Genomic DNA, 26,987 nt, shown 5'->3' on the forward strand with positions numbered 1-26,987 from the left:
TATAAGGAGATAAAATCATGAAAGTTGGTATTATCGGCGCAGGAACCATGGGTTCCGGTATTGCACAGGCATTCGCACAGACAGAAGGCTATGAGGTAATGCTCTGCGACATCAATGAAACATTTGCAGCGAACGGAAAGAAGAAAATTGCCGCTGGATTCGAGAAGAGAATCGCAAAAGGCAAAATGACTCAGGAAGAGGCTGACAAGATCCTTAACAAGATCACAACTGGTGTGAAAGATATCTGCGGCGACTGTGACCTCGTTGTAGAGGCTGCGATCGAGAACATGGAGATCAAGAAGCAGACATTTAAAGAGCTCGACGCGATCTGCAAACCGAGCTGCATCTTTGCAACAAACACTTCCTCTCTTTCCATTACAGAGATCGGCAGCGCTGTTGAGAGACATGTAATCGGTATGCATTTCTTCAACCCGGCACCGGTTATGAAGCTGGTTGAGGTTATCGCTGGATTAAACACAAAGCCGGAAGACGTTGAAGCTGTTAAGAAGATCTCTGAAGAGATCGGCAAGACTCCGGTACAGGTAGAAGAGGCTGCAGGTTTCGTTGTAAACAGAATCCTTATTCCGATGGTCAACGAAGCAGTCGGCATTTATGCTGAGGGCGTTGCTTCCGTAGAGGGTATCGATACTGCTATGAAGCTTGGCGCTAACCATCCGATGGGACCGTTAGCTCTCGGTGATCTGATCGGTCTTGATGTTGTTCTTGCAATCATGAACGTTCTTGAGACAGAGACAGGCGATCCGAAGTATCGTCCGCATCCGCTTCTTAAGAAGATGGTTCGCGGCGGCCTTCTTGGAAGAAAGACCGGCAAGGGCTTCTACGATTACACAAAATAATCCGGAGATAGTTACCGGTATGGGAAATGCCTGACGGGGATCTGATCCCGTCAGGCAGATAACCCGATAGCGTTTACTTTTTCCACTAAATATCAGCGAAAGAAGGCTTATGAGGTAAAGAAAACGCTAAATTTATTTTTTGACCAAGATTGTGTTTTTTTTCACAATCAGAATTCCGGGCACATATGTTGGGTTATATGCCGGGAGTTTTGAACCTGCAAAATGCGGGACCGGATAAATGCGGGCTGTCCCCATTTGTCCAATGGATAGGTACATCGGAGAAATGAAGCATCCACATTTCCCTATGTTATACATGATACAATTCACAAGGAGGAACTAAAAACATGGATTTTACATTAGGTAAAGAGCATGAGATGGCGAGAACACTGTTCCATGATTTCGCCGAGAAGGAAGTCAAACCCCTTGCTCAGGAGGTTGACGAGGAAGAGAGATTCCCGGTTGAAACCGTAGAGAAGATGGCTAAAAACGGTTTCCTCGGTATTCCGGTACCGAAGGAGTATGGTGGACAGGGCTGTGATCCGCTTACATACGCTATGTGCGTTGAGGAGCTTTCCAAAGTTTGCGGTACTACAGGCGTTATCGTTTCCGCACATACATCCCTTTGCATGGATCCGATCATGACATTCGGAACAGAAGAGCAGAAGCAGAAATTCCTCGTTCCGCTTGCAAAAGGCGAGAAGTTAGGCGCATTCGGTTTAACTGAGCCGGGCGCTGGTACAGACGCTCAGGGTCAGCAGACAAAAGCTGTTTTAGACGGCGACGAGTGGGTATTAAACGGTTCCAAGTGCTTCATCACGAACGGTAAGTATGCTGATACATACATCGTTATCGCTGTAACAGGCACTGTTGAGAAACGTGGCAAAATGCAGAAAGAGATTTCCGCATTTATCGTAGAGAAAGGTACACCGGGCTTCACTTTTGGTACAAAAGAGAAGAAGATGGGTATCCGCGGATCTGCAACATATGAACTTATTTTCACAGACTGCCGCATCCCGAAGGACAACCTCTTAGGTAAGAAGGGTGAGGGCTTCAAGATCGCTATGCATACTCTTGACGGCGGACGTATCGGTATCGCTGCTCAGGCTCTTGGTCTTGCAGAGGGCGCTCTTGACAGAACAGTTGCTTACGTAAAAGAGAGAAAACAGTTCGGCCGCACAATCGGTCAGTTCCAGAACACACAGTTCCAGCTTGCTGATATGGCAACAAAGGTAAAAGCTGCTCAGATGATGGTTTACCGTGCAGCAATGGCTAAGGCTACTCAGAAGTCCTACGGCGTAGAGGCAGCAATGGCTAAACTGTATGCAGCAGAGGTTGCTATGGAAGTAACAACAAAGGCTGTACAGCTCCATGGTGGTTATGGTTACATCAGAGAGTACGACGTAGAGCGTATGATGCGTGATGCTAAGATCACCGAGATCTACGAAGGAACAAGTGAAGTTCAGAGAATGGTTATCTCCGGCGCACTGTTAAAATAATAATTTAACAGCTGGAAGATCATAACTATAAATGAAAATAAGGAGTGAAATACAGTGAAAATCGTTGTTTGTGTAAAACAGGTGCCGGATACTAAGGGCGGCGTAAAGTTCAAACCGGATGGAACACTTGACAGAGCAGCTATGCTCACAATCATGAACCCGGATGATAAAGCTGGTCTGGAGGCAGCTCTTCGCTTAAAAGATCAGTATGGTGCAGAAGTTACAGTAGTTACAATGGGTCTTCCGAAGGCTGAGGAAGTTCTTCGTGAGGCTATGGCTATGGGCGCTGATAACGGTATCCTTGTTACAGACCGTGTTCTCGGCGGTGCTGATACATGGGCTACATCCCAGACAATCGCTGGTGCTTTAAGAAACCTTGACTATGACCTCATCATCACAGGCCGTCAGGCTATTGATGGTGATACAGCTCAGGTAGGTCCGCAGATCTCCGAGCACCTTGGTCTCCCGGTAATCAGCTATGCTGAGGGCATCGAGATCGATGGCGATTCCGTAATCGTTAAGCGTCAGTTCGATGATAGATACATGATGTTAAAGGCTAAAATGCCGTGCTTAATTACAGCACTTTCTGAATTAAATGAGCCGCGTTACATGACTCCGGGCGGAATCTTCGATGCATACAAGAAAGAGATCACCGTTTGGGGCAGAAAAGATCTGAAAGATGTCCTTGATTCCAACCTTGGTCTTAAGGGATCCCCGACTCAGATCGCTAAGGCTTCCGACAAAGTAAGAAAGGGTGCAGGCGTTAAGGAGACAAACCTTGATCCGTCCGCAGCTGCAAATTACATTGTTGAGAAACTTACTGAGAAACATGTACTTTAATTCAAAAAAAGAAAAGTGTGGTGAAAAGTGATGAATTTAGCAGAATATAAGGGTGTATATGTCTTTGCACAGCAGGTAGACAATCAGATCAGCAGCATCGCTCTGGAGCTGATCGGTAAAGGTAAAGACCTGGCAAAAGATTTAGGAACAACTGTAACAGCAGTTTTAGTTGGTTCCAACGTAAAAGGTCTTGCAGACGAACTCGGTGAGTACGGTGCAGACAAAGTTATCGTTGTTGACGATCCGGAATTAAAAGATTACAGAACTGAGCCGTATACTCATGCGATCACTTCCGTTATCAACGAGTTCAAGCCGGACATCTTCTTAATCGGTGCTACAGCAATCGGTCGTGACCTTGGCCCGCGTGTTTGCGCACGTATCCATACAGGTCTTACAGCTGACTGTACACAGCTTGATATCGGAGATTTCCCGCTTGTTGCTATGCCGGGTAAAGAGCAGAAACATGGTCAGCTCCTTATGACCCGTCCGGCATTCGGCGGCAACACGATCGCTACAATCGCTTGCCCGGAATTCCGTCCGCAGATGGCTACAGTACGTCCAGGCGTTATGCAGAAGCTTGACCGTGAGGCTGGCAGAAGAGCAGAAGTTATCGAGTTCAACCCGGGATTCACTCCGGACAACAAGTACGTTGAGATTCTTGAGATCGTTAAGGCAGTATCCGACGTAGCTGATATCATGGATGCAAAGATCCTTGTTTCCGGTGGTCGTGGAGTTGGAAGCGCAGAGAACTTCAAGCTTCTTGATGACCTCGCTGAGGCTATTGGCGGTACCGTAAGCTGCTCTCGTGCAGTTGTAGATTCCGGCTGGAAGCCGAAAGATCTCCAGGTTGGACAGACTGGTAAGACTGTTCGTCCGCATGTATACTTTGCAATCGGTATCTCCGGTGCGATCCAGCACGTAGCTGGTATGGAAGAGTCTGACATCATCATTGCGATTAACAAAGATGAGTCTGCTCCGATCTTCGATGTAGCTGACTACGGTATCGTAGGCGACTTAAACAAGATCGTTCCGATGCTGACAGAGAAGATCAAAGAAGCAAAAGCTGCTGCAGCTAACTAATTTGCGTGAATTGTATTATCAGGGTGAAAAGGTCTAAAGTCCGATGCAAGCTTGCTTGCGGGAGGAATTTTGACCTTAGCACCCGCTAAAAACATGAATATATTAAAGTAGGCAGAGTGATTCTGCCGGTAGTGTCACAACAGGTGATGATCCCCGTCCGGGTTTCCGGGCGGGGATTTTTGCGTCTATATAGTCGGAAGAAAGTGCCGGCGTCTGTTTTACAGGTGTTCTTTTTGCATTGGAAAACCATCACAAGATATTTGGTCAATTAAAATAAGGAAGTCTGATGCACAAATCAGGCTCCATATCTTCTGTTACAGTTCCCTTTACGCCTTCATGTCCTTTTTTCTTACGGGCAAAGTAAAGTACCTTTTCCTCATCTGGAGATACTGATGTCTGGAGGTTATATCAGCCAGAAGATCGAAGATGAGGTGCAGTGTTTTGGAATCGCTTTTTATAAGAGGCGCTGTATAGTAAAGAAAAATAGAGTCCTGGAAGTTCCCCGGTTGTTGGCTGTAATAAAGACCGACGATTGGGGGACTTTTTTGAAATCTTATTTTGTGGCGGATGAGAAGGTGGATAAGAAGAAAGTCGCGAAGAACGTGCTGACACATCCATGTCTGGTTGCAATTTATCTGGGCTTGATCTGCATGGTGACTCAGGTGAAGCTTCCAGCCGTCATCACGGCGACAGTGAAGTATCTTGGGAATTGTAACAGCGCCCTCACGATGCTGATCGTGGGAACGATTTTGGCGGATGTAAAAATTACAACGATCTTTAATAAAGATACAGCCATGTTTTCTGTATTCCGTCTGATCATTCTCCCGGCAGCAGCACTGGTCGTTGGACTTGGACTTGATGCCACATCACTGGGAATCAGCGTTCTGATGACCGACATGCCTGCCGGAGCTACGGCGGCGATTTTTGCGGCAAGATATGACAGTGACGCCCTGTTTGCAACGAGATGTGTGGTTATGACGACGCTAATGTCCATGCTGACCCTGCCAGTCTGGTGTTATCTGGCAGGGTGAGAGGGCCCGGGCAGGTCGATCGTTTTCAGTTAGGAGAAGAGATAGAAATTTTTGTTCATTTGAAAAATGGCACACCGCATGCGATAGAGAACGGAAAGCTAGGTGGTTGTGCCGGTTCTGGTGAGTGCAGCGTTCGCGGCATCCATAAAGTTCCGGATCGCCTTCCACTGGTAAGGTTGTTCCAGAGAACCGAAGCGGATCTTATATTTTGCGGATCGTCCGAGATGGATGATCCGCATTTTTTTGCGCTGCTCAGGGGAGAGGGAGCTCATGGCAAGGTTCAGCGGGGAGATGCAGGCGCCTTTTCCGGCGGCGCAGAGTTCCAGAAGCATTCCCATATTGTCGGACTGGGTCTTTACGATCGGTTTGAAATTGCCCATGGTGATGAAGTGTCTTCCGAGCTGACCGGCGATGTCTGTGGCGTAGTTTAGAAGGAATGGGCAGTGTTCGAAGATCGAGAAGTCTTCCGGGCTTCTTAACATTAACGGTTCTGGCTGTGAATCTGTCAGTGCAGGGAGATCCTGGACAGAAAAGGAGACAGTGCCAGCGGTGCCATGAGTGAAATCAGAGCCGGAGCAGCAGATAGTTTTTGGAAGATGTAAAAATATGGCATCTGCTGGGGCGGCATCGGAAATGACCTCATGAAACAGAGAATCAGCAAGCAGAAGGACGACCTCCTCCTCATAGAAATCGCTCAGAGTGATCCCTGGCAGAAAATCCGGGAACTTCGCGATGGCGAGATCGATCTTATGTTCCATCAGGTCTTTTTGTAGTCCAGAGTTCGCATTTTCGATGACCTGGATCTCCATATGCGGGTAGCGGCGCTGGTATTCCGTGATGATCGCAGGCATGATTGCGTGGCAGCGGGTAAAGGAGATGCCGATCCGCAGGATGCCCTGCTCATTTTTAGTCAGGTCGGCAAATTCGTGCTGCATTGCCCTGTATTTTTTCTGGAAGTCTGCGGCGTACTGCCAAAAGATCTCTCCGGCATAGGTGAGCTCCAGGGGAACATGGCGGACGAAGAGCTTGCAGTCCAGCTCCTGTTCCAGATTGGCGATGTGGGTGCTCAGGGTCTGCTGGGTGATATGGAGAGCATCGGCGGCTTTTGTGAAGCTGCGCTTCTCGGCGGTCATGAGAAAGTAGTCCATGGAAAGAAAGTTCATATAAAACCTCCGGAATATAAAAAAGAAAGGTAACTGTTCAGTAGGTCTGCGCACTTGCTGCGCTGACCGTAAGAAAACCTAGGCTAAAAGGCAAAAATCCATCGGCGTAGCCGATTTGGAATGATTTTTGCATGTAACTGTGAAGGTACTGAACAGTTACAAAGAAAGTTTAATTGTAAGTGTCGTGCAGAGTCTCGGATCAGCTGTGCTGACCATAAAGGATACAGGACAGCCAGAATGAACTGGGAAAATCGTGTAAAAGAATGAAATCTGTAACTTATATACAGTTTTTTAGCTGTATTATATATCGGAAAATACAGTTAGACAAGTGGGAAATCCAGGCGTATACTAGAATCATAAAGGTGGATCAGGATATCTGAACAGGGAACAGCTGGCTGAGGGAATGGTTCACGAAAGAAAACAGGGAAGAGGTAAACATTATGAAGGTACACACCAGTGAGACGGCTGTTCTGGTCGTGTTCGCGGTGACGCTGATCGGGTGCATCCTTGCGGGAATCCCGATTCTGGCAGCGTTGGCACTTGGATATCTGATCTTTTTCGCGTACACTTTGAGCCGCGGTTATACGGTCAGAGATATTTTCGGGATGTCCTGGAAGGGAATCAAGACGGCGAAAAATATTTTAATTACGTTTTTACTCATCGGGATGCTGACGGCGCTCTGGCGGGCGGCAGGAACGATCCCGGCAATCGTCTCCTACTGCGCAGGGCTTATGAATCCGTCGGTAATGATTTTGATGGCATTCCTTTTAAACTGTCTGGTGTCCGTCCTTACAGGAACAGCATTCGGAACGGCGGCGACCATGGGCGTGATCTGCATGACCATGGCGAAGGCGATGGGGTGCAATGAGATCCTGACGGGCGGCGCGATCCTCTCCGGCGTGTTCTTCGGGGACCGGTGTTCGCCGGTATCCACCAGCGCACTGCTGGTCTCGGAGCTGACCCACACAAATATTTTTGACAATATCCGTCTGATGGTGAGGACGGCCATCGTGCCGCTAATTTTGACCTGTGCCTTTTACGGTGTCTGCGGAATCGCATTTCCGGCGGCGGAAGCCGGAAATTTGTCGCTGACGGAGAGCTTTTCTGGCGTATTCCATCTGGGACTGATCCCAATTCTTCCCGCGGTGGTGATCATGGTATTATCACTTTTCCGGGTACAGGTGCGGATGGCGATGCTGGCAAGTATCATGACGGCACTCGGCGTGTGCCTTTTCTGGCAGCACACGGACCTGTTCCTGATCGTTGAAATTCTGGTCAACGGTTATCAATCTCCGGATCCATCAATCTCGTCCATGATCGACGGCGGCGGAATCATGTCCATGGTGCGGGTGGCACTGATCATCACGATTTCGTCCTCCTATTCGGGTATCTTTGAGGAAACCGGACTTTTAAATGGTTTAAAATCGAAGATGGGCTCGGTGAGCAGAAAAATCACCGTATTTGGTACGATCCTTATGACGTCCATGGTGGCGGGGATGGTGGCCTGCAACCAGACACTGGCAACGATGCTGGTGGACCAGGTCTGCAAGGATCTGGAGCCGGATCAGCAGAAGTTTGCGATAGATATGGAAAACTCGGTAATCGTTACGGCTCCGCTCATTCCGTGGTCCATCGCGGGTGCGGTTCCGCTGGCGTCTGTGTCGGCGCCGCTTGTGTCGATAGGGGCGGCGGTGTTCCTGTATCTGCTTCCAATCTGGCATCTTATTGTGAGAGCCAGGAAGGCTGTTTGATAAATTTTAACTTTTCCAGTTTTGGATGAAAAGGGCAGGGCTGGACAACAGAAATAAACAGGATAGAAAATGTGGATGATCGTCAGTGGAGATAGATTATGAAAACAGCAGAAAAATTAACAGATGAAGCAAATAAGAAAATATGTTCAGGGGAGATACTGCAGAATCTGAAACCAGCGGCAGGGAAAGAATTTTCTGACCTGCCGTGGGAAGAGAGCGAGGATATGAAAGAGATCTGCGATAACTTCCGTATCATTGAAAGGCAGCGGGACCTGTACCGGGAGCGCTGCACCAGACTTCAGAAAGAAAATGAGAATCTTAAGCGATTGCTTGATAAGATCCAGATCGTGGTGTGTCAATATTCTAACTGCTGACTACTTTCAGCCTTTTAGCCGCGGCACCGCCGGTCCTTTTTTGGGACCTGGCGGTGCCGCATTTCACACCCGTGTGTATATTATTTATCCTTTGTCACGGAAAGAATGGTTCCATCAAAAGCGTCTACTTCATTGACCGTTCCGGTATAAGTTACAGTAACTTTATCGCCGTCCTTGACTTCGGAGAGACCTTCCGGTTTTTTATCGGCTTCGAAGGTGAACGCGTAATCCTTTCCATCAGCACTTACCGTGAACATGAAATCTTTTATGTCACTGATGGTACCAGTCATTGTAGACTCTTTTGATTCGTCACTTTTTTCACTGCTGTTTTCGGAAGCTTTGGAATCAGCCTCTTTCTTGCCTTCTGATTTTTCAGCGGCAGTTGTCTCCTTTTCAGCAGCAGTTGTATTCTCCTTCACAGCAGCCGCTGTTGTCTCAGCCGTTGTAGAAGCAGCGGTCGTTGCAGCAGTTGTGCTCTGGGAAGAGCATGCGGTTGCCAGTGCGATGATACCTGCGATGCAAGTGGTAAGAAGTAATTTCTTTTTCATAATAATTTAAGTCTTCCTTTCTAATATCGAAAATATAAGAGAAAAAACGAAAGATCCAGGTGCTTCAAAGGATCTCTCTCTTTCTTTATGATCCATATTAAATCAAAAAAGTGTGACCAAATTGTCAAAAAAAAATGAAGGAATACGGTCAGATATAAGAGGTTTTGTGAAGAGAATGAAAGAAAAATGACAGAAATGTAAAGAATCTGAACAGCTGAAGAAAAGATCCCGGCGGGAACATGTCCTGCCGGGATCAAGCCTAAGTTTTTTATGAAAGAGAGTTATTATTTCTGGTTCTTCTCGACCTCTGCCATCTTCATTGCGCGAACCTTTGTGGAGAGTCCATAGAGGTTGATGAAGCCGGTAGCGTCATGATGGTCATAGAGATCACCGGTTGTAAAGGAAGCGATGCTCTCGTTGTATAAGGAATATGGGGAAGTTGTGCCCTGCTTGATGATGTTGCCCTTGTAGAGCTTCATCTTGCACTCACCGGTCACATATTCCTGAGTGGACTCAACGAATGCCTGTAATGCCTCCCGAAGCGGGCTGAACCACTTTGCGGAGTAAACGACATCAGCGTACTCGTTGTCGATGTTCTTCTTATATTTTAATGTCTCTTTGTCTAAGATCAGTTCCTCTAACTGCTTGTGAGCTTCGAGAAGGATCGTTCCGCCAGGAGTTTCATAAACACCACGGGACTTCATGCCGACCATACGGTTCTCAACGATATCGGTGATGCCGATTCCGTTCTTTCCGCCGAGCTCATTTAATTTTGTGAGGATCTCGGAGAATTTCATCTTCTCGCCGTTTAATGCAACCGGGAATCCTTTCTCGAAGGAGATGGAGATCTCAGTCTCTTCATCCGGTGCCTTCTCCGGTGTTACGCCGAGTACGAGCATATGATCGTAGTTCGGAGCCTGTGCCGGATCTTCCAGCTCAAGACCTTCATGGCTGATGTGCCAGATGTTGCGGTCACGGCTGTAGCTGTCGTTCTTCTTGAATGGAAGATCGATGTTGTGTTTTGCGCAGTACTCTAATTCTTCCTCACGGGACTGGATATTCCAGGTTCTCCACGGAGCGATGATCTTCATATCCGGAGCAAGGGCCTTGATGCCAAGCTCGAAACGAACCTGATCGTTTCCTTTACCGGTAGCACCGTGGCAGATGGCAACAGCGCCTTCCTTCTTCGCGATATCAACGAGGATCTTCGCGATCAGCGGGCGGGCCATTGCGGTACCGAGGAGATACTTGTTCTCATATGTAGCGTTTGCTTTTACGCACGGAGCGATGTACTCGTCGCAGAATTCATCGACAACATGCTCGATATATAATTTGGAAGCTCCGCAGTATTTTGCTCTCTCTTCCAGACCATCTAACTCATTTCCCTGTCCTACGTCGATGCAGACGCAGACTACATCGTAATCATAATTTTCTTTTAACCACGGAATCAGAACTGTTGTGTCGAGTCCGCCGGAATATGCTAAAATAACTTTCTCTTTCATAATTGTTATCCTCCGATCTGTTTCAGACGTTGTTTTCTTTATGCTTCATAAATATACATCCGAACATGCATAATGTCAAGCGTAAAATGCATTTTTATGAAATAAAGTGCATATTATACATAAACAATGCATAAATTGGGAGAGGCGGGAGGAGAAAGATATGTGCCGGCGGGGTAACTGTTCAGTAGGTCTGCGCACTTGCTGCGCTGACCGTAAGAAAACATAGGCTGGAAGGCAAAAATCCCCTCAGCGAAGCTGATCTGGAATGGATTTTTGCACGTAACTATGAAGGTACTGAATAGTTACCCGGCGGGGAAAATGAAAAGGATCTGGTGGTGGAAAAGCAGAGGGAGAGAGTGGCGGACAGGAAATGAAATCAGGGCGGATGTCAGAATGAAAATCATATAGAGATGGTAGGAAATATAGAGTCAGGATTGACAAGCACTGTGAAATCATGGATAATAGGTTTCAAGACTGCGCCAGCCGCCTGCCATATTGTATGGAAGGATATGGCAGTATCAGAAGACCGGGATAGCTGCGCAGAGAGTAAATATGGAAGGAAACGTGTTCATGGAACAGTGGAACGAATACCTGGAAGCCCTGGCATCCAAGGCACCGACTCCGGGGGGCGGAAGTGCGGCGGCAGTTTACGGCGCCATCGGAACGGCTCTCGGTGAGATGGTGGGGAACCTGACTTCGGGAAAGAAGAAGTTTGCGATATATGAGGAAGATGTCCAGAAGATCCTTGCGAGACTTGGCGGGGCGAGAATGGATTTTATCCGGCTTGAGAAGGCGGACGAGCAGGCGTTTCAGCCACTCTCGGAGGTTTACCGCATGAAGGCGGAGACGAAGGAAGAGAAGACGGAAAAGGAAGAGCGGATGGAAGAATGCCTGAAGGCTGCGGCGAAGGTCCCGATGGAAGTCATGGAGCGGGCGGTCAGCGTGATGGACGATATCGAGTTTCTGGCGCTCCACGGAAGCCGGCTTGCGGTGAGTGACGCGGGTGTCGGGATTCAGGGGATCCGGTCAGCACTTCTCGGAGCGGTCATGAGCGTGTATATCAATACGAAGATGATGAAGGACCGAGAGTATGCCGAGGAGATGAACAGCCAGGCGGAGCTTCTTATAAGGAAGGGAACGGAACAGGCAGACCGGATCTATGGGATTGTATTAAAGGCGGTAAGAGGATGATCACATTAAAAGGTGCAGAGGTTTCTGCGAAAATCAAGGAACAGGTTCTCGCGATGAACGGGAAATTAGGAGGATATGTGCCGACAGCGGCTATCGTCCGCATTGGCGAGCGGCCGGATGATCTCTCCTACGAGAGAAATGTCATGAAACGTATTGCGGCATATGGAATGGAGACAAAGTCATATGTGTATCCGGCGGATATCACAGAGGAGGAGTTCTTTGCGGAGTTCCAGAAGATCAATGATGACGAGGCCATCGACGGAATTCTGTTATTTCGCCCGCTGCCGAAGTATATCAATGAAAAACGTGCGGAGCAGATGATCCGGCCGGAGAAGGACCTCGACGGAATCTGTGCAGTGAATACGGCGAAGGTGTTTGCAGGAGAGAAGGACGGTTTTGCTCCGTGTACGGCTGAGGCGGTCATTGAGATGTTAAAGGCATTTGATATTCCAATGGAAGGAAAGCGCGCGGTGATCGTCGGACGCAGCATGGTCGTTGGACGTCCGCTGTCCATGTTGATGTTGAAGGAAAACGCGACGGTGACTGTGTGCCATACAAAGACGAAGGACTTAAAGGCAGTCTGCCGGGAAGCGGACATTCTCGTCGCGGCGGCAGGTAAGGCGAAGATGTTAGACGCGTCCTTCTTAAAGGAAGGAGCTGTGCTGATCGACGTTGGAATCAACGTGGATGAGAACGGAAAGCTCTGCGGCGACGTCCTCTGGGAAGGTCTGGAAGAAAAAGCCTCCGCGGCGACCCCGGTCCCGGGCGGCGTCGGAGCTGTGACGACGGCTGTACTGGCGAAGCATCTGGCGATGGCGGCGGAGAGAAAGGTGAATCGGTAAATTTTCTGAATTTTTCGGGAAAGAGCATAAATAAAGGATTTTTCGAACAGGGTCCCCGGCGGGTATAGCCGGGGATTTTTATGTAACAGGAAATTCCGAGGAATTCCCCGTTACATAAAAAGGCACTGACGTGCCAAAGCTGCACACTCGCGCGAAGATGTAGATAGTCGCAAGCGACCGCGCGAGGTGCGAGAATGTGCCAAAGCACATTCTTATTTAGACAGATAAAGAAGGCAGAGTTATCATTTTATTTGATGAAGTTAGCCACCTCTAATTATGCATTAAGCATGATTCTTACAAGGCGTGCGGTGCTGTCAATGATGCCGCAATATTACCTTTGGGAGATAAAAAAGAAATTAAAAATATGTTCGTATTCAGAAGAAAATATGGAATAGTCAGGCCGTATAAAAACCTCCTGACTATGGAATCCTAAGGGAAACATGGTTTCAGGAGGTTTTTTATGTGGGGAATTTTGGTGGCATTGCTTTCTGGGGCGCTTATGAGCCTGCAGGGGATCTTTAATACGGAGGTGACGAAGCAGAGCAGTATCTGGGCGGCGGCAGGATGGGTGCAGCTGACGGCGTTTCTGACATGTGTGGTTCTCTATTTTTTTACCGGGCGTGGGGAGATCTGGGGGATGTTCTCCATCGACCGGAAATATATGCTTCTCGGCGGTGTCATGGGCGCGTTCATCACCTGGACCGTGATAAAAAGCATGGACGGTCTGGGACCGGCTAAGGCGACGCTGCTCATTGTTGTGACCCAGATATTAGTCTCCTATATTGCTGAGGTATTTGGGCTTTTCGGCGTCGAGAAAGCAGCATTTGAGTGGCGGAAGCTTATTGGTGCGGCGCTGGCGATTGCGGGGATCGTTGTGTTTCGGTGGTAGCGCGGCGCAGGGCGTCTTGAAAATGGGCGAAGGTATCTGTGGTGGCAGCCGTTTCTACGAGATCTATGCGCTCGTCAGAGGTGAGGTATCTAATTGTGGGTGAGGCGAGTTCTCCTGCCTTTTTGCCGAAGCGCGAGACAATGATTTTCATGAGCATTTTATAGCTAGTTTCATCATTGCCTTGGGATATACCCTGAGAGAGGCCCTGAGAGAGGCCCTGAGAGAGGCCCTGGGAGAGACCCTGGGATATACCCTGAGAGAGGCCCTGAGAGAGGCCCTGAGAGAGGCCCTGGGAGAGACCCTGGGATATACCCTGAGAGAGGCCCTGAGAGAGGCCCTGAGAGAGGCCCTGGGAGAGACCCTGGGATATACCCTTTGCTTCCCTTTCTGCTAACCAAATATCTATCGCTTTGCACATATTTATCTTTCCTCCTCTTGTCTGCATCATACGGGGTTCTAGTAAAGTCGACATACTCGTATGAGTGGCAATCATTTCATATGCATCTTTATCTAACATTTGATATTCTGATGTATTCAACAACTTTTTTAGATACGTCTTATCATCAGAATACCGGATAAAATCAAATACCTGCCTGATATCCGTCTTAAAAACATCGGTATTCTGTAAATGCCGGACATCCACAAGATGAATCCGGTAATTCTGAATCAAAGGATGAAATTCTTCCGGAATCCCGGAAAAATCGATCATTCCGTGAAGGTCGACGGATCCATCCCAGGGAAGCTCGCCATAGTAGAGAACGATGATGATTGAAGGATGGAGATGACTCTCTTTGGAAAAACTGTAAAGATATTCTCCAGGATTCTGTTTGATGTCGGCATTTCGAACTGCGCGGCGTATCATTGCGGCCTGGCGCTCATATTCACCGGCTTCATAGGTCATACAGCGAAGCGGCAGTGAGTAATCGATGGTCTGCTGGTTTTCAATACCGATGACAAGAAAATTTACGCCAAAGGATGCTTTTTTAACCAGATCACGAAGCTTTACACGTCGTCGGTTCTTTGATTTGTGGATTGCCGGATCGTTCCAGATCCCGGTCTGGGTGTCCAGATCCTGCAGGTCTTCTTTTCGGACAACCGGTCTGCCCTGGCAGATGAGTCCATTGATCAGGTCAGCGTAGCGCTCATCGTCGGAAAAGAACTTTTTGTCACTGATGTCCGCACTTGGAATTGTGCTCAAGTTCATACCTCCTTTGCGCAGGAGTCAGAACATGCAAAGTGGACAACATGATCAGCCATTTTCCAATGCATCTCGGATTCTCCTGCTTTTAAATTGATTGAAAATAGGTAAAGGATATAAAAGCAATGAAGTTCCGAAATGTGAAAAGACGGATCGTAGTCCGGATAGAAACTTAGAGAATATGCTTTTATAGGATTATGTGTAACTGTTCAGCAGGTCTGCGCACTTGCTGCGCTGACCATAAGAAAACATAGGCTGGAAGGCAAAAATCCCGTCAGCGAAGCTGATCTGGAATAAATTTTGCGCGTAACTATGAAGGTACTGAATAGTTTACGATTTTGTGTGGATATCGTATCACAGGATATGCGGGATAGCAAGGTAGTCTGGTATATAAAATTATAAAAATTTTCGAAACTATGAGGAATTTTGCAGCGCGGGGAAAATATATAGGCATGGGAGAAGCGTGTTGATTCGGAATAGCAGTGATATGAAAATTTTAAAACGATCATGCAAGAAGTTTAAAAAAATTAAATATATGATTTAAAATAAATAAAATCATATTGACAAACTAGGAAATAGGGGTTATTATAGCGCCATCGGATTCGAACAGGGAGTTCAGACGATGAGGAAACATTGGACTGCAGGATAGCAGGCGGTTGGAAAGGAGATACAGGTATGGGAAATGCGGGAAGAAATAACATGAACAATATGTGTTGTTGCTGTTGTATGTGTATTTCCGGGCGTTTTTTACGGCCAGGAGCTTTGCTGTGCAGCCAGGTACCTGTATACAGAAAGTAGTTTCCTGTTAATGCCAGAAAAATGCGCCCGGAAGTGTTTACACTTCCGGGCTTTTTATTTACGCGGCGAATCATAGAGACCGCGAAAACTTGAGAAGTCCTAAAATCGCGCTTCTCAGATGGGGAGGAAGAAACATTGATCCAGATCGAACATGTAAGCAAAACCTTTTCAGGAAAATACGGAACCGTCCACGCGTTGGACGACGTGAGTATCCATGTGGAAAAGGGTGATATCTGCGGTATCATAGGGTTTTCCGGAGCCGGAAAGTCCACACTGATCCGCCTGGTAAACGGTCTTGAGACGGCGGACAGCGGAAAAGTCACTGTCTGTGGAAAGGAGCTTTCCACATTGAAGAAGCCGGAACTTCGGGCGCTGAGAAGAAAGATCGGAATGGTATTCCAGCAGTTCAACCTGCTGGAATCCAAGACGGTGTACCACAATATTGCGCTTCCGCTGATCCTTGCAAAGACTCCGAAGGTGGAGATCGACAAGAAGGTTAAGGAAGTATTAAAGATCGTTGAGCTGGAGGACAAGAAAGACACCTACATCAGTCAGCTCTCCGGAGGACAGAAACAGCGTGTGGGAATCGCGAGAGCGCTGACCACCGACCCGGAACTTCTTCTCTGCGACGAGGCTACAAGCGCCCTGGACCCGCAGACAACGGAATCGATTTTAAAGCTTTTAAAGAAGATCAACCGTAAAATGGGTGTCACGATCCTTCTCATCACCCATCAGATGCAGGTCGTCCAGATGATCTGCAACAAGGTAGCGGTCATGGAGAGCGGAAAGATCGTGGAATCCGGCAGCGTTCTGGAGGTCTTTGGATCCCCGAAGATGCCGGTGACAAAGCGGTTCGTCCAGACGGTTATCCGGGACCAGATCCCGGACAGCATCATAAGCCTCGTGAAGGAACAGAAAGAAAACTTCCGTGTGGACCGTCTGAAATTTATCGGTTCCAGCGTGAAGCGCCCGGTAATCTCCGATATCTGCAAGACAAAGGGTGTCGTGGTCAACATCCTCGGCGCGGCGGTACAGGAGCTGGAGGACAGCGTCATGTGCGTCTTCATCTTACAGCTCATCGGCGATGATGAGAGCATCGATAAGGCGGAAGCGGAGATCGACAAGAACGGCGTCTTAAGAGAACGACTGGAGGTGGAGTAAGATGGAAGAACTCATGAAAACAAAGATCTTTAAGGTCACGGTGGAGCGTCTGCTGTTGAACGGCGGACAGACTCTTTACATGGTTGGATGGTCACTTCTCATCGGAACGATCATCGGAATGATCCTGGCACTGATCCTGGTGCTTTGCAGAAAAGGCGGATTGGTGGAGAACCGACCGTTATATATGATCGTCAGCGTCTACATCAACGTGGTGCGCAGTATCCCCTTTGTTATTCTTCTTGTAACGATCATGCCGATCACCCGCGCTATTGTCGGAACGACCATCGGAAGTACGGCAGCGTTGGTGCCGTTAGTAGTTTATATAAGTCCGTACCTTGCGAGGCTGATGGAGAACAGCCTGCTTGAGATCGATCCGGGAATCCTGGAGGCGGCAGAGGCCATGGGCGCGACAACATGGCAGGTCATCCGATATTTCCTGGTTCCAGAGACATTAGGTTCCATGGTGCTTGCACTGACAACGGGAACCATCGGACTTCTTGGAGCGTCTGCAATGGCCGGATATGTCGGTGGCGGCGGAGTCGGAGATCTGGCATTGACATACGGTTATGAAAAGATGAACACACCGCTCATGATCCTCACAGTTGTGATCCTGGTGGTTCTGGTACAGCTTTTACAGATTCTCGGAAATACGATTTCTGGTAAATTAAGACAGCATAAATAAATTTTAAATAAGAGGAGAGAAAAAATTATGAGAAAAGCAATTGCGGGAGTACTTATGGGAGCAGCAGTGTTAAGCCTTGCGGCATGCGGAAAGAGCGACACCGCGCAGACAACAGCGGCGCAGGCTGCAGAGAGTGCAGACAGCACAGCGGCAGCGGTTGATACGGAGGACAAGAAAGAGATCGTTTACGGAAAATCCCAGGGGCCGTACACAGAGCTCTTTGAGGCTGCCATCGTTCCGATTCTTGAAAAAGAGGGATACACCGTAAAGGGCGTGGACTTCTCTGATCTTCAGACAGCTGACATCGGATTAAACGACGGCGATGTTGATGTCAACGTGGAGCAGCACACCGCATACGCTGAGAACTTCAACGCAAACTACAATGCGGATCTTGTGCCGATCAGCCCGATCCCGACTGTACCGGCTGGCGTATATTCTGCAAAATACACATCTGTTGATGAGATCCCGGACGGTGCGAAGGTTGCAGTTCCGAACGATGCCTCCAACACCGCAAGATGCTATCTGATGCTTCAGAAGATCGGCTGGATCAAGCTTGCCGATGATGTGGATCCGTCCGCAGTTACCCAGGATGACATTGTTGAAAATCCGCATAACATCGAGTTCACAGAGATGAAGAGCTTAACGATCCCGGCAGCGATCCAGGACTTTGACTATGTGGCAATTACCGGCAGCGTTGTATACAACGCAGGCATCGACCCGTCCACAGCCCTCGCAACAGAGGATATCCAGGATCACCTGGTACTTCAGGTCGTTGTGAAGGAAGAGAACAAGGACGCAGAGTGGGCAAAGGCAATTGTGGACGCTTATCATTCTGACGAGTTCAAGCAGTACATGGAAGAGAACAACGACGGATTATGGTGGATCCCGGACGAGTTAAAATAAGATTGGAAGCTTATTGAACGATCAGGAAAATAGTTGATGAAAAAGGTTCTTCGGCACTGGAATATAAATTCCGGTATCGAAGGACCTTTTTTGGTAGTGGTATTAAAATTATAAAACCTTGAAAGTTAACTGATAAACGGAAAATGGTTGACTTTCACGGCGTTTTTTTATATAATTGTGAACTATAACGTAGAGCAAAAGTTTACAATCGTAACATGAGAATTCAGAGAAAAAATCCGGAAGACGGACCAGGACCAGAGATCAAAGCCCGGATGACGAAAACGGCGATTGCACATAAAAATCAGAAAAATAAGGAGAATACTATGGACGCACTGACACTGGCACAGGAAATTATCGACGGAAGAAGAATTACAAGAGAGGATGACTTAAATTTCTTTCTGACATGCGATCTGAAGGAACTCTGCGAGGGCGCAGACCGGATCCGCAAGGCATGTGTGGGAGATAAGGTTGATCTCTGTTCCATCATCAACGGACGGAGTGGACGATGTCCAGAGGACTGCAAGTACTGCGCGCAGTCTGCACACCACCACACAAGCTGCGAGATCTATGATTTCCTTCCGGAAGAAGAGATCGTAAAGATGTGTCACGTCCATGAGGAAGAGGGCGTTGACCGTTTCTCCATCGTTACATCAGGAAGAGCATTGACGGGGGAGGAGTTCGATAAAGCGATCCACGCCTACGAGACTATGAAAAAGGAATGCAAGATCGACCTCTGCGCGTCCATGGGCTTTGTGACCGCGGAACAGCTTCACCGTCTCCATGAAGCAGGTGTCACAAGCTACCACCACAACATCGAGACATCCAGAAGAAACTTCCCGAACATCTGCACGACTCATACATACGACATGAAGATCAATACCCTAAAGATGATCAAGGCAGAGGGTATGTGCGCATGTTCCGGCGGCATCATCGGAATGGGTGAGACATGGGAGGACCGTCTCGATATGGCAGTGAGCCTTGCGGAGCTTGGAATCGATTCCATTCCGTTAAACGCCCTGATGCCGATTCCGGGAACTCCTCTGGAACATCTGGAGAGAATCTCTGAGGACGATATTCTCCGCACCATCGCATTCTTCCGCTATATCAATCCGGAGGCAAACATCCGCCTCGGCGCAGGCCGCGCGCTGCTGACAAACGATGGTGAGACCGCATTCTGCTCCGGAGCATCCGCAACAATTACCGGCAATATGCTGACAACGGTTGCATGCGCAACGATCCGCAGCGATAAGAAAATGCTGAAAGGCCTTGGAAGAGATGTGACACCGGAGTATATGAAGGAAAACTAAGAGAAAGAACAAGGGTAACTGTTCAGTAGGTCTGCGCACTTGCTGCGCTGACCGTAAGAAAACATAGGCTGGAAGGCAAAAATCCCATCAGCGAAGCTGATCTGGAATGGATTTTTGCACATAACTATGAAGGTACTGAATAGTTACGAACAAGGTTATATATAGAAAAGACAGAAATGTGAGGTTTCATTTCTGTCTTTTTTCGTACCATTCTTTAAACCCATCCACTGTGAGCCGGTCGCTGAGGTCCTGGATGGTCCTCGACGCGGACTCCATGATCTGTTCCGGAGTCTTTCTTTTTCGAAGCATTTCGTAAGTGGGGCCCAGCGGATCTCCGTATTTTCGTTCTGCCGGATCAGATTTTGCAGATATGTATCAGGCACCGAGAATCTCGCTCAATGTCTTTATAAAGAAGATCACCAGAACCACCATCATCAAGGGTTTTACAAACTTTGCGCCGCCCTTGTCGAAACAGCGTGTTCCGAGATAATTTCCGGCGATGCTGAAGATACCGGCAATGAGGCCAAGAAGGAAAATTACTTTTCCGTTCATGAGGTAGACCGCCAGGGCTGTCAGGTTCGTTGTCAGGTTGATGGCTTTTGTGATCCCGTTGGCTTCCTTCAGTCCCATGTGGGCAATTCCAGTGAGGAGAAGCAGCAGAAATGTTCCGGTTCCGGGACCGTAAAAGCCGTCGTAGATGCCGATGATGAAGGCGATCAGAGCGCTGAAAAGAATCATCTTGCGGACCGGGAAAGACTCTTTTTCTCCCACGAACGGTTTTCCAAATGTGAGATAGAGGGCGGTACAGGGCAGGATCACGAGAATCAGGCGCTTAAAATAATAATCGTCTAACTGCAGAGCAAGTTTTGCACCGAGAGAGGAACCGATGAGAGCTGTAACGATACAGAGAAGCGCGTTCTTCCAGGCAATATAACCGTTTTTCGCAAAGCGAGCTGTTGCCAGTGTGGTTCCCATTCCGGAGCTTAATTTGTTTGTTCCGATGGCAAAATGGACTGGAAGACCGGCGATCATGTAAGCCGGGAGTGAGATCAGTCCTCCGCCTCCGGCAACCGCGTCGACGAAACCGGCGAGAAATACCAGCGGGCAGACGATCAGAAAGTGCATCAGATGTAATTCCATAGCAGTAATTCCCCTTAAGTATGATTAAATTGAACGTGCTGTTTTCGCTGCCAGAGCGGATGAAACGGTCTTTGCACGCTTTTTGCCAAATATAGCATAATTTTAAAGAAATTGCAATGAAAGCAGGTGGGCGGAGCGTGAAATATCTGGCGGGAGAAAGCCAGAGAACGGTTGATTTGGCATCGAGTATGCTCGGTGCGAGAAGGAGAATGCGAGGCTTGAGAAAAAATCGGACTGAGGTTATAATGGAGAGCGTACATAACAAAAATGCCCTTGTTTTTACAGGACTGATTCGGTAAAATAGAGACAGGCAGAACGATCCCCCTGAAAATGTTCAGGAGGGAATGTATGAAAGAAGATAAGAAAAAAATTTTGACGGCCGCGGCTTTCTTGATCGCAGCCGGACTTGTGTTTGGGATGACAAGAAGCCGGAGTGGAATCCAGAAGCTGGATGAATCCGGAGCGGTCGTTATGAGCGGATCACTGGATGCGGATGGGAACATCAGCTGGGAGAAAAACGGCTCTGCAAAAAGCGACGGCCTGCCGCAGGGGGATTCTGGAAGCAGTACCGAAAAACAGGAGCTTCAGGAACCATTCAGGGATGAAAATGGCAGTGTACAGGGAGAAAGTACCGTGGAGACGCAGGAATATGTGGAAAACTCTGAAAAATCCGGAGTTTATGTGTATATCTGCGGAGAGGTGGCAGCCCCAGGTGTGTATGAGCTTTCGGAGGACAGCCGGATCTACGAGGCAGTGGATGCCGCCGGGGGATTTACGGAGAACGCGGCGAGGGAGAGTGTAAATCTCGCCTCAAAAGTTTCTGATGGCATGCAGATCACGATCTACAATAAGGAAGAGGCCGCGTCGCTTCCGGCGGGCAGCGGGTCTGCAGTAGGAAACGCCGGTCAGGGCGGAACTTCCGGTTCCGGGCTTGTGAACCTGAACACGGCGACAAAAGAGGAGCTGATGACCTTAAAGGGCATCGGGGAGGCGAAAGCCGAGGATATTATCCGCTACCGCGAAAAGAGCGGTGGCTTTAAGAAAATCGAGGATATCATGAAGATATCCGGTATCAAAGAGGCCGGGTTTCAGAAGATAAAGGATAATATTACGGTGTGAAAAGATGAAAAAACGGTAACTATTCAGTGCCTTCATAGTTACGTGCAAAAATCCATTCCAGATCAGCTTCGCTGATGGGATTTTTGCCTTCCAGCCTATGTTTTCTTACGGTCAGCGCAGCAAGTGCGCAGACCTACTGAACAGTTACAAAAAACGTATAATTCATGCTGATTGTGACATTTAAAAACACAGGAGGCGGAAATCAGGTCATAGACATTAGAAAAGCAGCAGGAGAGGACCTGCGCATTACAGCATAACGTGGAGGAGAGAAATGGCAAGAGTTCTGGTAGTTGATGATGAAAAACTGATCGTGAAGGGAATCCGCTTCAGTCTGGAACAGGATGGATATGAGGTGGACTGTGCTTACGACGGCGATGAGGCGATCGAGAGGGCAAAAGAACGGGAGTATGACGTGGTTCTTTTGGATGTCATGCTTCCGGGACACGATGGATTTGAGGTCTGCCAGACGATCCGTGAGTTTTCCGAGATGCCGATCATCATGCTGACGGCAAAAGGCGATGATATGGATAAGATCCTGGGACTGGAGTACGGCGCTGACGATTATATCACGAAACCGTTCAATATCCTGGAAGTAAAAGCGCGGATCAAGGCGATCATCCGCAGAAACAATAAGAAGAGCGGCGCCGCGAAACGCCAGAAATCCAGCGTAGTCACAGAGGGCGACTTAAAGCTTGACAGGGAGAGCCGCAGAGTCTTCATTAAAGATAAGGAGATCAACCTGACCGCGAAGGAATTCGACCTGCTGGAACTTCTTGTCACAAATCCGAATAAGGTCTACAGCCGTGAGTCCCTGCTTGAGTATGTATGGGGAAACAAGGCCATGGTAAGCGGGGATGTCCGCACGGTGGATGTGCATGTGAGAAGACTGCGTGAAAAAATTGAGCCTAGCCCGAGTGATCCGAAGTATGTACACACAAAATGGGGCGTAGGCTATTTCTTCCGCGCCTAGCGATGAGCAGTGCAAGATCAACAGGCTGACTTTCGGCGTTGTGCTTGCACATAAGCCGAAAGTCGGACAGTTGATCTTATAGGGCGAATGCCCGCGAGCCCTGAGTTGGGGCCTGCCCCAATTCAGGGCTCCACTGCGGACTAACCAACAAAATTAATTAAAACCTAAAGGAGAAAAATTTTATGACATACACAATTCGCCCAGTCCGCCCGACGGACCTTGCGGCAGTTACCGAGGTGGAAGCAATCTGCTTCCCGGCGGCGGAAGCCGCAGCAGAGGAATCTTTTAAGGCCCGCATCGCGGCATTTCCGGAGTGCTTTTTTGTTGCGGAAGCGGACGGAAAGATCATAGGCTTCATCAATGGCTGCGCCACAGATTCCAAAACGATTTATGACGAGATGTACGAAAATTCCGCCTGCCACAGGCCGGACGGCGCATACCAGTCTATTTTCGGACTGGATGTGATCCCGGACTACCGCTGCCAGGGAATCGCGGCGGCGCTCATGGATCACATGATCGAAGACTCGAAAAATAAAGGAAGAAAGGGCCTGATCCTCACCTGCAAGGACCGTCTGATTCACTATTACGCGAAATTTGGATACAAAAACATGGGCATTTCCAAGTCTGTCCACGGCGGGGCAGTCTGGTACGACATGATCCTGGAATTCGGGGATCAGAAATCATGAAGGTCACATTGATCACAGTCGGAAAGATCAAGGAAAAGTTCTTTCAGGACGCCATCGCGGAATATTCCAAGCGCCTGAGCCGGTACTGTAAGCTGGAGATCGTCCAGGTGGCGGACGAAAAGACGCCGGATGGGGCCAGCGAAGCGGTGGAGACGCAGATCAAGGAGAAAGAGGGCGAGCGGATTCTGTCTAACATCAAGGATGGCAGCTTTGTCGTTGCCCTTGCGATCAACGGAAACATGCTGGATTCTGAGGAACTTGCGGCAAAAATAGAAAAATGGGGTGTGTCGGGGATCAGCCAGATCGTGTTTATCATCGGCGGATCTTTAGGACTTTCCAACCAGGTCCTGGCACGGGCCGACTATAAACTGAGCTTTTCAAAGATGACATTCCCGCACCAGCTCATGCGGGTCATTCTCCTGGAACAGATCTACCGGAGTTACCGGATCATCCAGGGAGAACCATATCATAAGTAAAAAATGGGGACTTGGCAAGGAGGCAAAACGAGTGGCAGAGGAACAGAAAGCGGGGAAGATCTTTCTTTTCTGCAAGGAATCTTCACAGGAGCGGATCATGAAGTGCCTGCGGGACGCCTTTGACGTTCCGGGCAGCGCACATGATACAGGATTGGAACTTCACAATGGGAATCTGAATGTGACGCTTAGGATCTACTGCGAGAGCGCGGGTGACGAGGAGCAGGAGCTGGTCCGAAGCTGGTCTGACCGGGCAAGAGGCCACTTTTCCAGGGTCGAGACCGCGGTGGTGGATGTGAAAACGAATCTTCTCTATCAGCTGGAAGGAACCGAGAGTATCGTTTCGGTGGACTATGTGTTCGAGGGGGAAGAGTCCGAATTCCTGACAGAGACAGAGGAGGCCGCGAAGAGAAATATGGAGCAGACACTGTTTCGTGTTCTTTCCGATCTTCGTGCAGTCATGGCGTTCAGGGGAGAAAAAAGGGGATTTTACTGCCTGGATGCGTCCGGCATGGAGAAGCTGATCCTGGACGGAAACGGAAACAGTGAGATGGAGCGGTTTCTGCCATATAAAGCGGTGGGCTATGTTCCGGGAAATGAGATCGAGACGGAACAGTTGAACCGCAGGGAGAAGAACCGGAGAGAGTTTGAGGCGCGGGGCGTGTATGTTCCGGTATTTTACCCGCTTTTGGAGACGGAGGCGGAGGCAGACTGCCGGACACCATATGAGATCGCGGCGAGAGCGGTGGCGCTCATGCTGGTGGCGGTATTTTCTGAGGCCATGCTGGCGAAAAAGATGAGCCAGAAAGAGGCATTGGAATTCATCCAGAAGCGGATCAACGAGTTCGGGGCGGATGATTTCTTCTCCCTGAAGGAGTGGAATTACCTGCACAACGAGGATCCGAAAGAATCAGAGAAGATATCCTATTCCTGGCAGTACGAGAATCTGTATGTGATGGAGTGGGCGCTGGGACTGATCGACGGGCCGTTAGATTTCCCGGATCACTTCTGCGCAGTGGCGGAGGCGGCGCAGCTTCTGACAGCCTTTCACTCCATGAGGGAGATCCTGGAGGCGGCGAAGCCGAGGAGCGCGAAGGAACTTCTTGATGCCTGCGATATGATCTTCTGCCTGGACTGGGCATGCACCGATACGAGGATGCGGGATCTTCCCGCGCCTGCGGGAATGGACGGAGGTGTGGTCTTTGAGCGCCATAAAGCGTTAAACTGGCTCGTGGGAGCCGGGGAGAAGGCAGACTGGGACCATGTGCCGGTGGATACGTGAGGAGATAAAGCACAGTAACAAAACACATCATGGAGAGATCTATGGTGTGTTTTTTAATTGCATTTATAACTGTTCAGCAGGTCTGCGCACTTGCTGCGCTGACCGTAAGATAACATAAGCGGGAAGGCAAAAATCCCATCGGTGCAGCCGATCTGGAATGGATTTTTGCAAGTAACTATGAAGGTACTGAATAGTTACTTGCATTTTTTAACGTAGTGTAGTATAATTACGTCACTTTGAAAAAAGACAAATGTCCATGGCTCGCGGTCATGGAAGAATAAAAGAGAAGACTGACGGATGTCTGCAGTTACTAATGCGGCTATGCCGGGGATAGAGGAGATACGAACCATGGGAGAGAGAAATGTGATCAAGGCGGCGCTTCTCGGCGCTGGAACGGTTGGAAGCGGCGTGTATGCCCTCGCCGAGATGTTAAAGGATGAGATGTTCCAGAAGACCGGTGCCAGCCTGGAAATTAAGAAGGTTCTGGTGCGGAACACAAAGAAGGACCGCCCGGGGATCCCGAAGGAGATCATGACGGACAACTGGCAGGAGATCCTGGAAGATGAGGAGATCCAGCTTGTGATCGAGCTCATGGGCGGCGTGGAACCGGCGAGAACCTATATCGTGCAGGCCCTGGAAGCCGGAAAACAGGTGGTCACCGCCAACAAGGACGTGCTCGCGGAGCATGGACAGGAGATCCTGTCACTGGCGGAAAACAGCGGCTGCGATATCCAGTTTGAGGCGGCAGTCGCAGGCGCGATCCCGATCATCCGTCCCTTAAAGCAGAGCCTCGCGGGCAGCATGCTGACGGAGATCATGGGAATCGTTAACGGAACCACGAACTACATTCTGACAAAGATGTCGGAAGAGGGGATGGATTACAAGGAAGCGCTGGCAAAGGCCACAGAGCTTGGATATGCGGAGGCGGATCCGACGGCGGACGTGGAAGGCTACGACGCGGGACGAAAGATCGCGATCATGTCCTCCCTGGCGTTCAACTCCAAGGTGACCTTCAGCGATGTCTATATGGAAGGGATCACGAAGATCACCTCCGATGATATCCGCTACGCGAAGGAATTCGGCTATGTGATCAAGCTTCTCGGCGTTACAAAGCTGGTGGACGGAAAAATCGAGGTCAAGGTCCACCCGATGCTGATCCCGGAGCAGCATCCGCTTGCGACGGTCCGCGACTCCTTCAACGCGGTGTTTGTACACGGCGAGGCCTGCGATGACGCGATGTTCATGGGACGCGGTGCGGGAAAGATGCCGACGGCCAGCGCCGTTATGGGTGATATCATCATCGTCATGAGAAATATCGTTCACGACAACTGTGGCTGGAATGGCGGCGTGGCGTACAAGAATTATCCGGTGAAGCCGATCGAGGAGACGAGATCGAGATATTTCCTCCGTCTTCAGGTCGCGGATAAGCCGGGCGCCCTCGCAAATATTGCGGGCGTTCTCGGAAACAACGATGTCAGCATCGCCCAGGTCGTTCAGAAACGCGCGAGGGACGGTGTTGCAGAGCTTGTTGTGATCACGGATTCCGTTCTGGAGCGCCATTTCAACGACGCGCTGATGATCGTGAAGGGCATGTCCGTGCTTCGTGAGGTGTCCGGAATTATCAGGGTTTACGGGGATTAACAGCCGGTATTTGAAATAATGGAATTAGAAAGCATATCTGTCTGGTCAGGTGAAACTGACTGG

General features: G+C 49.0%; 25 protein-coding genes. 20 read left to right on the forward strand and 5 right to left on the reverse strand.

Going from position 1 to position 26,987, the window contains the following annotated elements:
• The first annotated feature begins 17 nt into the window (after positions 1 to 17).
• The 5 genes from DXA87_RS02975 to DXA87_RS02995 all read left to right on the forward strand — a co-directional run bounded on the left by DXA87_RS02975 (position 18) and on the right by DXA87_RS02995 (position 5,304).
• A complete protein-coding gene (locus DXA87_RS02975) occupies positions 18 to 857 on the forward strand; it encodes a 3-hydroxyacyl-CoA dehydrogenase NAD-binding domain-containing protein (protein ID WP_021905470.1) in 840 nt (279 codons plus the stop codon).
• Positions 858 to 1,201: 344 nt separating this feature from the next.
• Positions 1,202 to 2,353, forward strand: a complete 1,152-nt coding sequence (locus DXA87_RS02980) for an acyl-CoA dehydrogenase (RefSeq protein WP_117470188.1) — start codon at positions 1,202 to 1,204, stop codon at positions 2,351 to 2,353.
• A gap of 54 nt (positions 2,354 to 2,407) precedes the next feature.
• Positions 2,408 to 3,193, forward strand: a complete 786-nt coding sequence (locus DXA87_RS02985; protein WP_117470189.1) for an electron transfer flavoprotein subunit beta/FixA family protein — start codon at positions 2,408 to 2,410, stop codon at positions 3,191 to 3,193.
• 30 nt (positions 3,194 to 3,223) lie between these two features.
• Entirely contained in the window at positions 3,224 to 4,273 is a 1,050-nt protein-coding gene (locus tag DXA87_RS02990) for an electron transfer flavoprotein subunit alpha/FixB family protein (RefSeq protein WP_117503195.1), read from the forward strand.
• Positions 4,274 to 4,665: 392 nt separating this feature from the next.
• On the forward strand, positions 4,666 to 5,304 hold the full coding sequence (locus tag DXA87_RS02995; RefSeq protein ID WP_117503196.1) for an AEC family transporter: 639 nt from the start codon (positions 4,666 to 4,668) through the stop codon (positions 5,302 to 5,304).
• A gap of 98 nt (positions 5,305 to 5,402) precedes the next feature.
• On the opposite strand, the gene DXA87_RS03000 is transcribed toward DXA87_RS02995, so the two are convergent.
• Positions 5,403 to 6,467: a LysR family transcriptional regulator gene (locus DXA87_RS03000; protein ID WP_117503197.1), complete on the reverse strand. Its 1,065-nt coding sequence runs from the start codon at positions 6,465 to 6,467 to the stop codon at positions 5,403 to 5,405.
• 440 nt (positions 6,468 to 6,907) lie between these two features.
• Here DXA87_RS03000 and DXA87_RS03005 point away from each other — a divergent pair, with 440 nt between their 5' ends.
• Together DXA87_RS03005 and DXA87_RS03010 are read left to right on the forward strand one after the other, a co-directional pair.
• Positions 6,908 to 8,218: a Na+/H+ antiporter NhaC family protein gene (locus tag DXA87_RS03005; RefSeq protein ID WP_117503198.1), complete on the forward strand. Its 1,311-nt coding sequence runs from the start codon at positions 6,908 to 6,910 to the stop codon at positions 8,216 to 8,218.
• Positions 8,219 to 8,316: 98 nt separating this feature from the next.
• On the forward strand, positions 8,317 to 8,592 hold the full coding sequence (locus DXA87_RS03010) for a hypothetical protein (protein ID WP_117470194.1): 276 nt from the start codon (positions 8,317 to 8,319) through the stop codon (positions 8,590 to 8,592).
• Positions 8,593 to 8,672: 80 nt separating this feature from the next.
• On the opposite strand, the gene DXA87_RS03015 is transcribed toward DXA87_RS03010, so the two are convergent.
• The gene (locus DXA87_RS03015; protein ID WP_117503199.1) at positions 8,673 to 9,140 is read right to left on the reverse strand and encodes a hypothetical protein; all 468 of its coding nucleotides are present in this window, start codon (positions 9,138 to 9,140) and stop codon (positions 8,673 to 8,675) included.
• Positions 9,141 to 9,424: 284 nt separating this feature from the next.
• Complete coding sequence (locus tag DXA87_RS03020) at positions 9,425 to 10,642, reverse strand: argininosuccinate synthase (RefSeq protein WP_117503200.1); 1,218 nt, start codon at positions 10,640 to 10,642, stop codon at positions 9,425 to 9,427.
• 570 nt (positions 10,643 to 11,212) lie between these two features.
• On the opposite strand from DXA87_RS03020, the gene DXA87_RS03025 reads away from it, so the two are divergent.
• The 3 genes from DXA87_RS03025 (at position 11,213) to DXA87_RS03035 (ending at position 13,564) form a co-directional block, all read left to right on the forward strand.
• Complete coding sequence (locus tag DXA87_RS03025; protein ID WP_117470225.1) at positions 11,213 to 11,833, forward strand: cyclodeaminase/cyclohydrolase family protein; 621 nt, start codon at positions 11,213 to 11,215, stop codon at positions 11,831 to 11,833.
• Positions 11,830 to 12,675 carry a bifunctional 5,10-methylenetetrahydrofolate dehydrogenase/5,10-methenyltetrahydrofolate cyclohydrolase gene (locus tag DXA87_RS03030; protein ID WP_117503201.1) on the forward strand — a complete coding sequence of 282 codons (846 nt, stop codon included), beginning with the start codon at positions 11,830 to 11,832 and terminating at the stop codon, positions 12,673 to 12,675. Before DXA87_RS03025 ends, DXA87_RS03030 begins: the two co-directional genes overlap by 4 nt.
• 460 nt (positions 12,676 to 13,135) lie before the next feature.
• Positions 13,136 to 13,564 carry a DMT family transporter gene (locus tag DXA87_RS03035; protein WP_015553770.1) on the forward strand — a complete coding sequence of 143 codons (429 nt, stop codon included), beginning with the start codon at positions 13,136 to 13,138 and terminating at the stop codon, positions 13,562 to 13,564.
• Here the strand turns inward: DXA87_RS03035 and DXA87_RS03040 are convergent.
• Complete coding sequence (locus DXA87_RS03040; protein WP_147326508.1) at positions 13,515 to 14,762, reverse strand: hypothetical protein; 1,248 nt, start codon at positions 14,760 to 14,762, stop codon at positions 13,515 to 13,517. The two genes, DXA87_RS03035 and DXA87_RS03040, sit on opposite strands and share 50 nt — an antisense overlap.
• Positions 14,763 to 15,695: 933 nt before the next feature.
• Here DXA87_RS03040 and DXA87_RS03045 point away from each other — a divergent pair.
• The 4 genes from DXA87_RS03045 to bioB all read left to right on the forward strand — a co-directional run bounded on the left by DXA87_RS03045 (position 15,696) and on the right by bioB (position 19,613).
• Complete coding sequence (locus DXA87_RS03045) at positions 15,696 to 16,721, forward strand: ATP-binding cassette domain-containing protein (RefSeq protein WP_021905458.1); 1,026 nt, start codon at positions 15,696 to 15,698, stop codon at positions 16,719 to 16,721.
• A 1-nt stretch (position 16,722) separates the two neighbouring features.
• The gene (locus DXA87_RS03050) at positions 16,723 to 17,403 is read left to right on the forward strand and encodes a methionine ABC transporter permease (protein WP_015553767.1); all 681 of its coding nucleotides are present in this window, start codon (positions 16,723 to 16,725) and stop codon (positions 17,401 to 17,403) included.
• Positions 17,404 to 17,430: 27 nt separating this feature from the next.
• Positions 17,431 to 18,306, forward strand: coding sequence for a MetQ/NlpA family ABC transporter substrate-binding protein (locus tag DXA87_RS03055; RefSeq protein ID WP_117503203.1), 876 nt, complete (start codon positions 17,431 to 17,433; stop codon positions 18,304 to 18,306).
• Positions 18,307 to 18,629: 323 nt separating this feature from the next.
• On the forward strand, positions 18,630 to 19,613 hold the full coding sequence (bioB, locus tag DXA87_RS03060) for a biotin synthase BioB (RefSeq protein WP_117470227.1): 984 nt from the start codon (positions 18,630 to 18,632) through the stop codon (positions 19,611 to 19,613).
• Positions 19,614 to 19,988: 375 nt separating this feature from the next.
• On the opposite strand, the gene DXA87_RS03065 is transcribed toward bioB, so the two are convergent.
• The gene (locus DXA87_RS03065; protein ID WP_015553764.1) at positions 19,989 to 20,753 is read right to left on the reverse strand and encodes a TSUP family transporter; all 765 of its coding nucleotides are present in this window, start codon (positions 20,751 to 20,753) and stop codon (positions 19,989 to 19,991) included.
• A gap of 348 nt (positions 20,754 to 21,101) precedes the next feature.
• Here DXA87_RS03065 and DXA87_RS03070 point away from each other — a divergent pair, with 348 nt between their 5' ends.
• The 6 genes from DXA87_RS03070 to DXA87_RS03095 all read left to right on the forward strand — a co-directional run bounded on the left by DXA87_RS03070 (position 21,102) and on the right by DXA87_RS03095 (position 26,924).
• The gene (locus tag DXA87_RS03070; protein WP_242998005.1) at positions 21,102 to 21,872 is read left to right on the forward strand and encodes a helix-hairpin-helix domain-containing protein; all 771 of its coding nucleotides are present in this window, start codon (positions 21,102 to 21,104) and stop codon (positions 21,870 to 21,872) included.
• A gap of 271 nt (positions 21,873 to 22,143) precedes the next feature.
• Positions 22,144 to 22,842: a response regulator transcription factor gene (locus DXA87_RS03075; RefSeq protein WP_015553762.1), complete on the forward strand. Its 699-nt coding sequence runs from the start codon at positions 22,144 to 22,146 to the stop codon at positions 22,840 to 22,842.
• Between the two features lie 182 nt (positions 22,843 to 23,024).
• Entirely contained in the window at positions 23,025 to 23,528 is a 504-nt protein-coding gene (locus tag DXA87_RS03080) for a GNAT family N-acetyltransferase (protein WP_117503204.1), read from the forward strand.
• The gene (rlmH, locus tag DXA87_RS03085; RefSeq protein WP_015553760.1) at positions 23,525 to 24,004 is read left to right on the forward strand and encodes a 23S rRNA (pseudouridine(1915)-N(3))-methyltransferase RlmH; all 480 of its coding nucleotides are present in this window, start codon (positions 23,525 to 23,527) and stop codon (positions 24,002 to 24,004) included. Before DXA87_RS03080 ends, rlmH begins: the two co-directional genes overlap by 4 nt.
• Positions 24,005 to 24,035: 31 nt before the next feature.
• Positions 24,036 to 25,283 (forward strand): DUF4272 domain-containing protein, encoded by a 1,248-nt coding sequence (locus DXA87_RS03090; RefSeq protein WP_117470201.1) that lies wholly within the window; start codon positions 24,036 to 24,038, stop codon positions 25,281 to 25,283.
• 348 nt (positions 25,284 to 25,631) lie between these two features.
• Positions 25,632 to 26,924 carry a homoserine dehydrogenase gene (locus tag DXA87_RS03095; RefSeq protein ID WP_117470202.1) on the forward strand — a complete coding sequence of 431 codons (1,293 nt, stop codon included), beginning with the start codon at positions 25,632 to 25,634 and terminating at the stop codon, positions 26,922 to 26,924.
• Positions 26,925 to 26,987 lie beyond the last annotated feature (63 nt).

The organism is Desulfotomaculum sp. OF05-3 (genome assembly GCF_003435535.1).
GTDB classification, from domain to species: Bacteria; Bacillota; Clostridia; order Lachnospirales; family Lachnospiraceae; genus Pilosibacter; species Pilosibacter fragilis.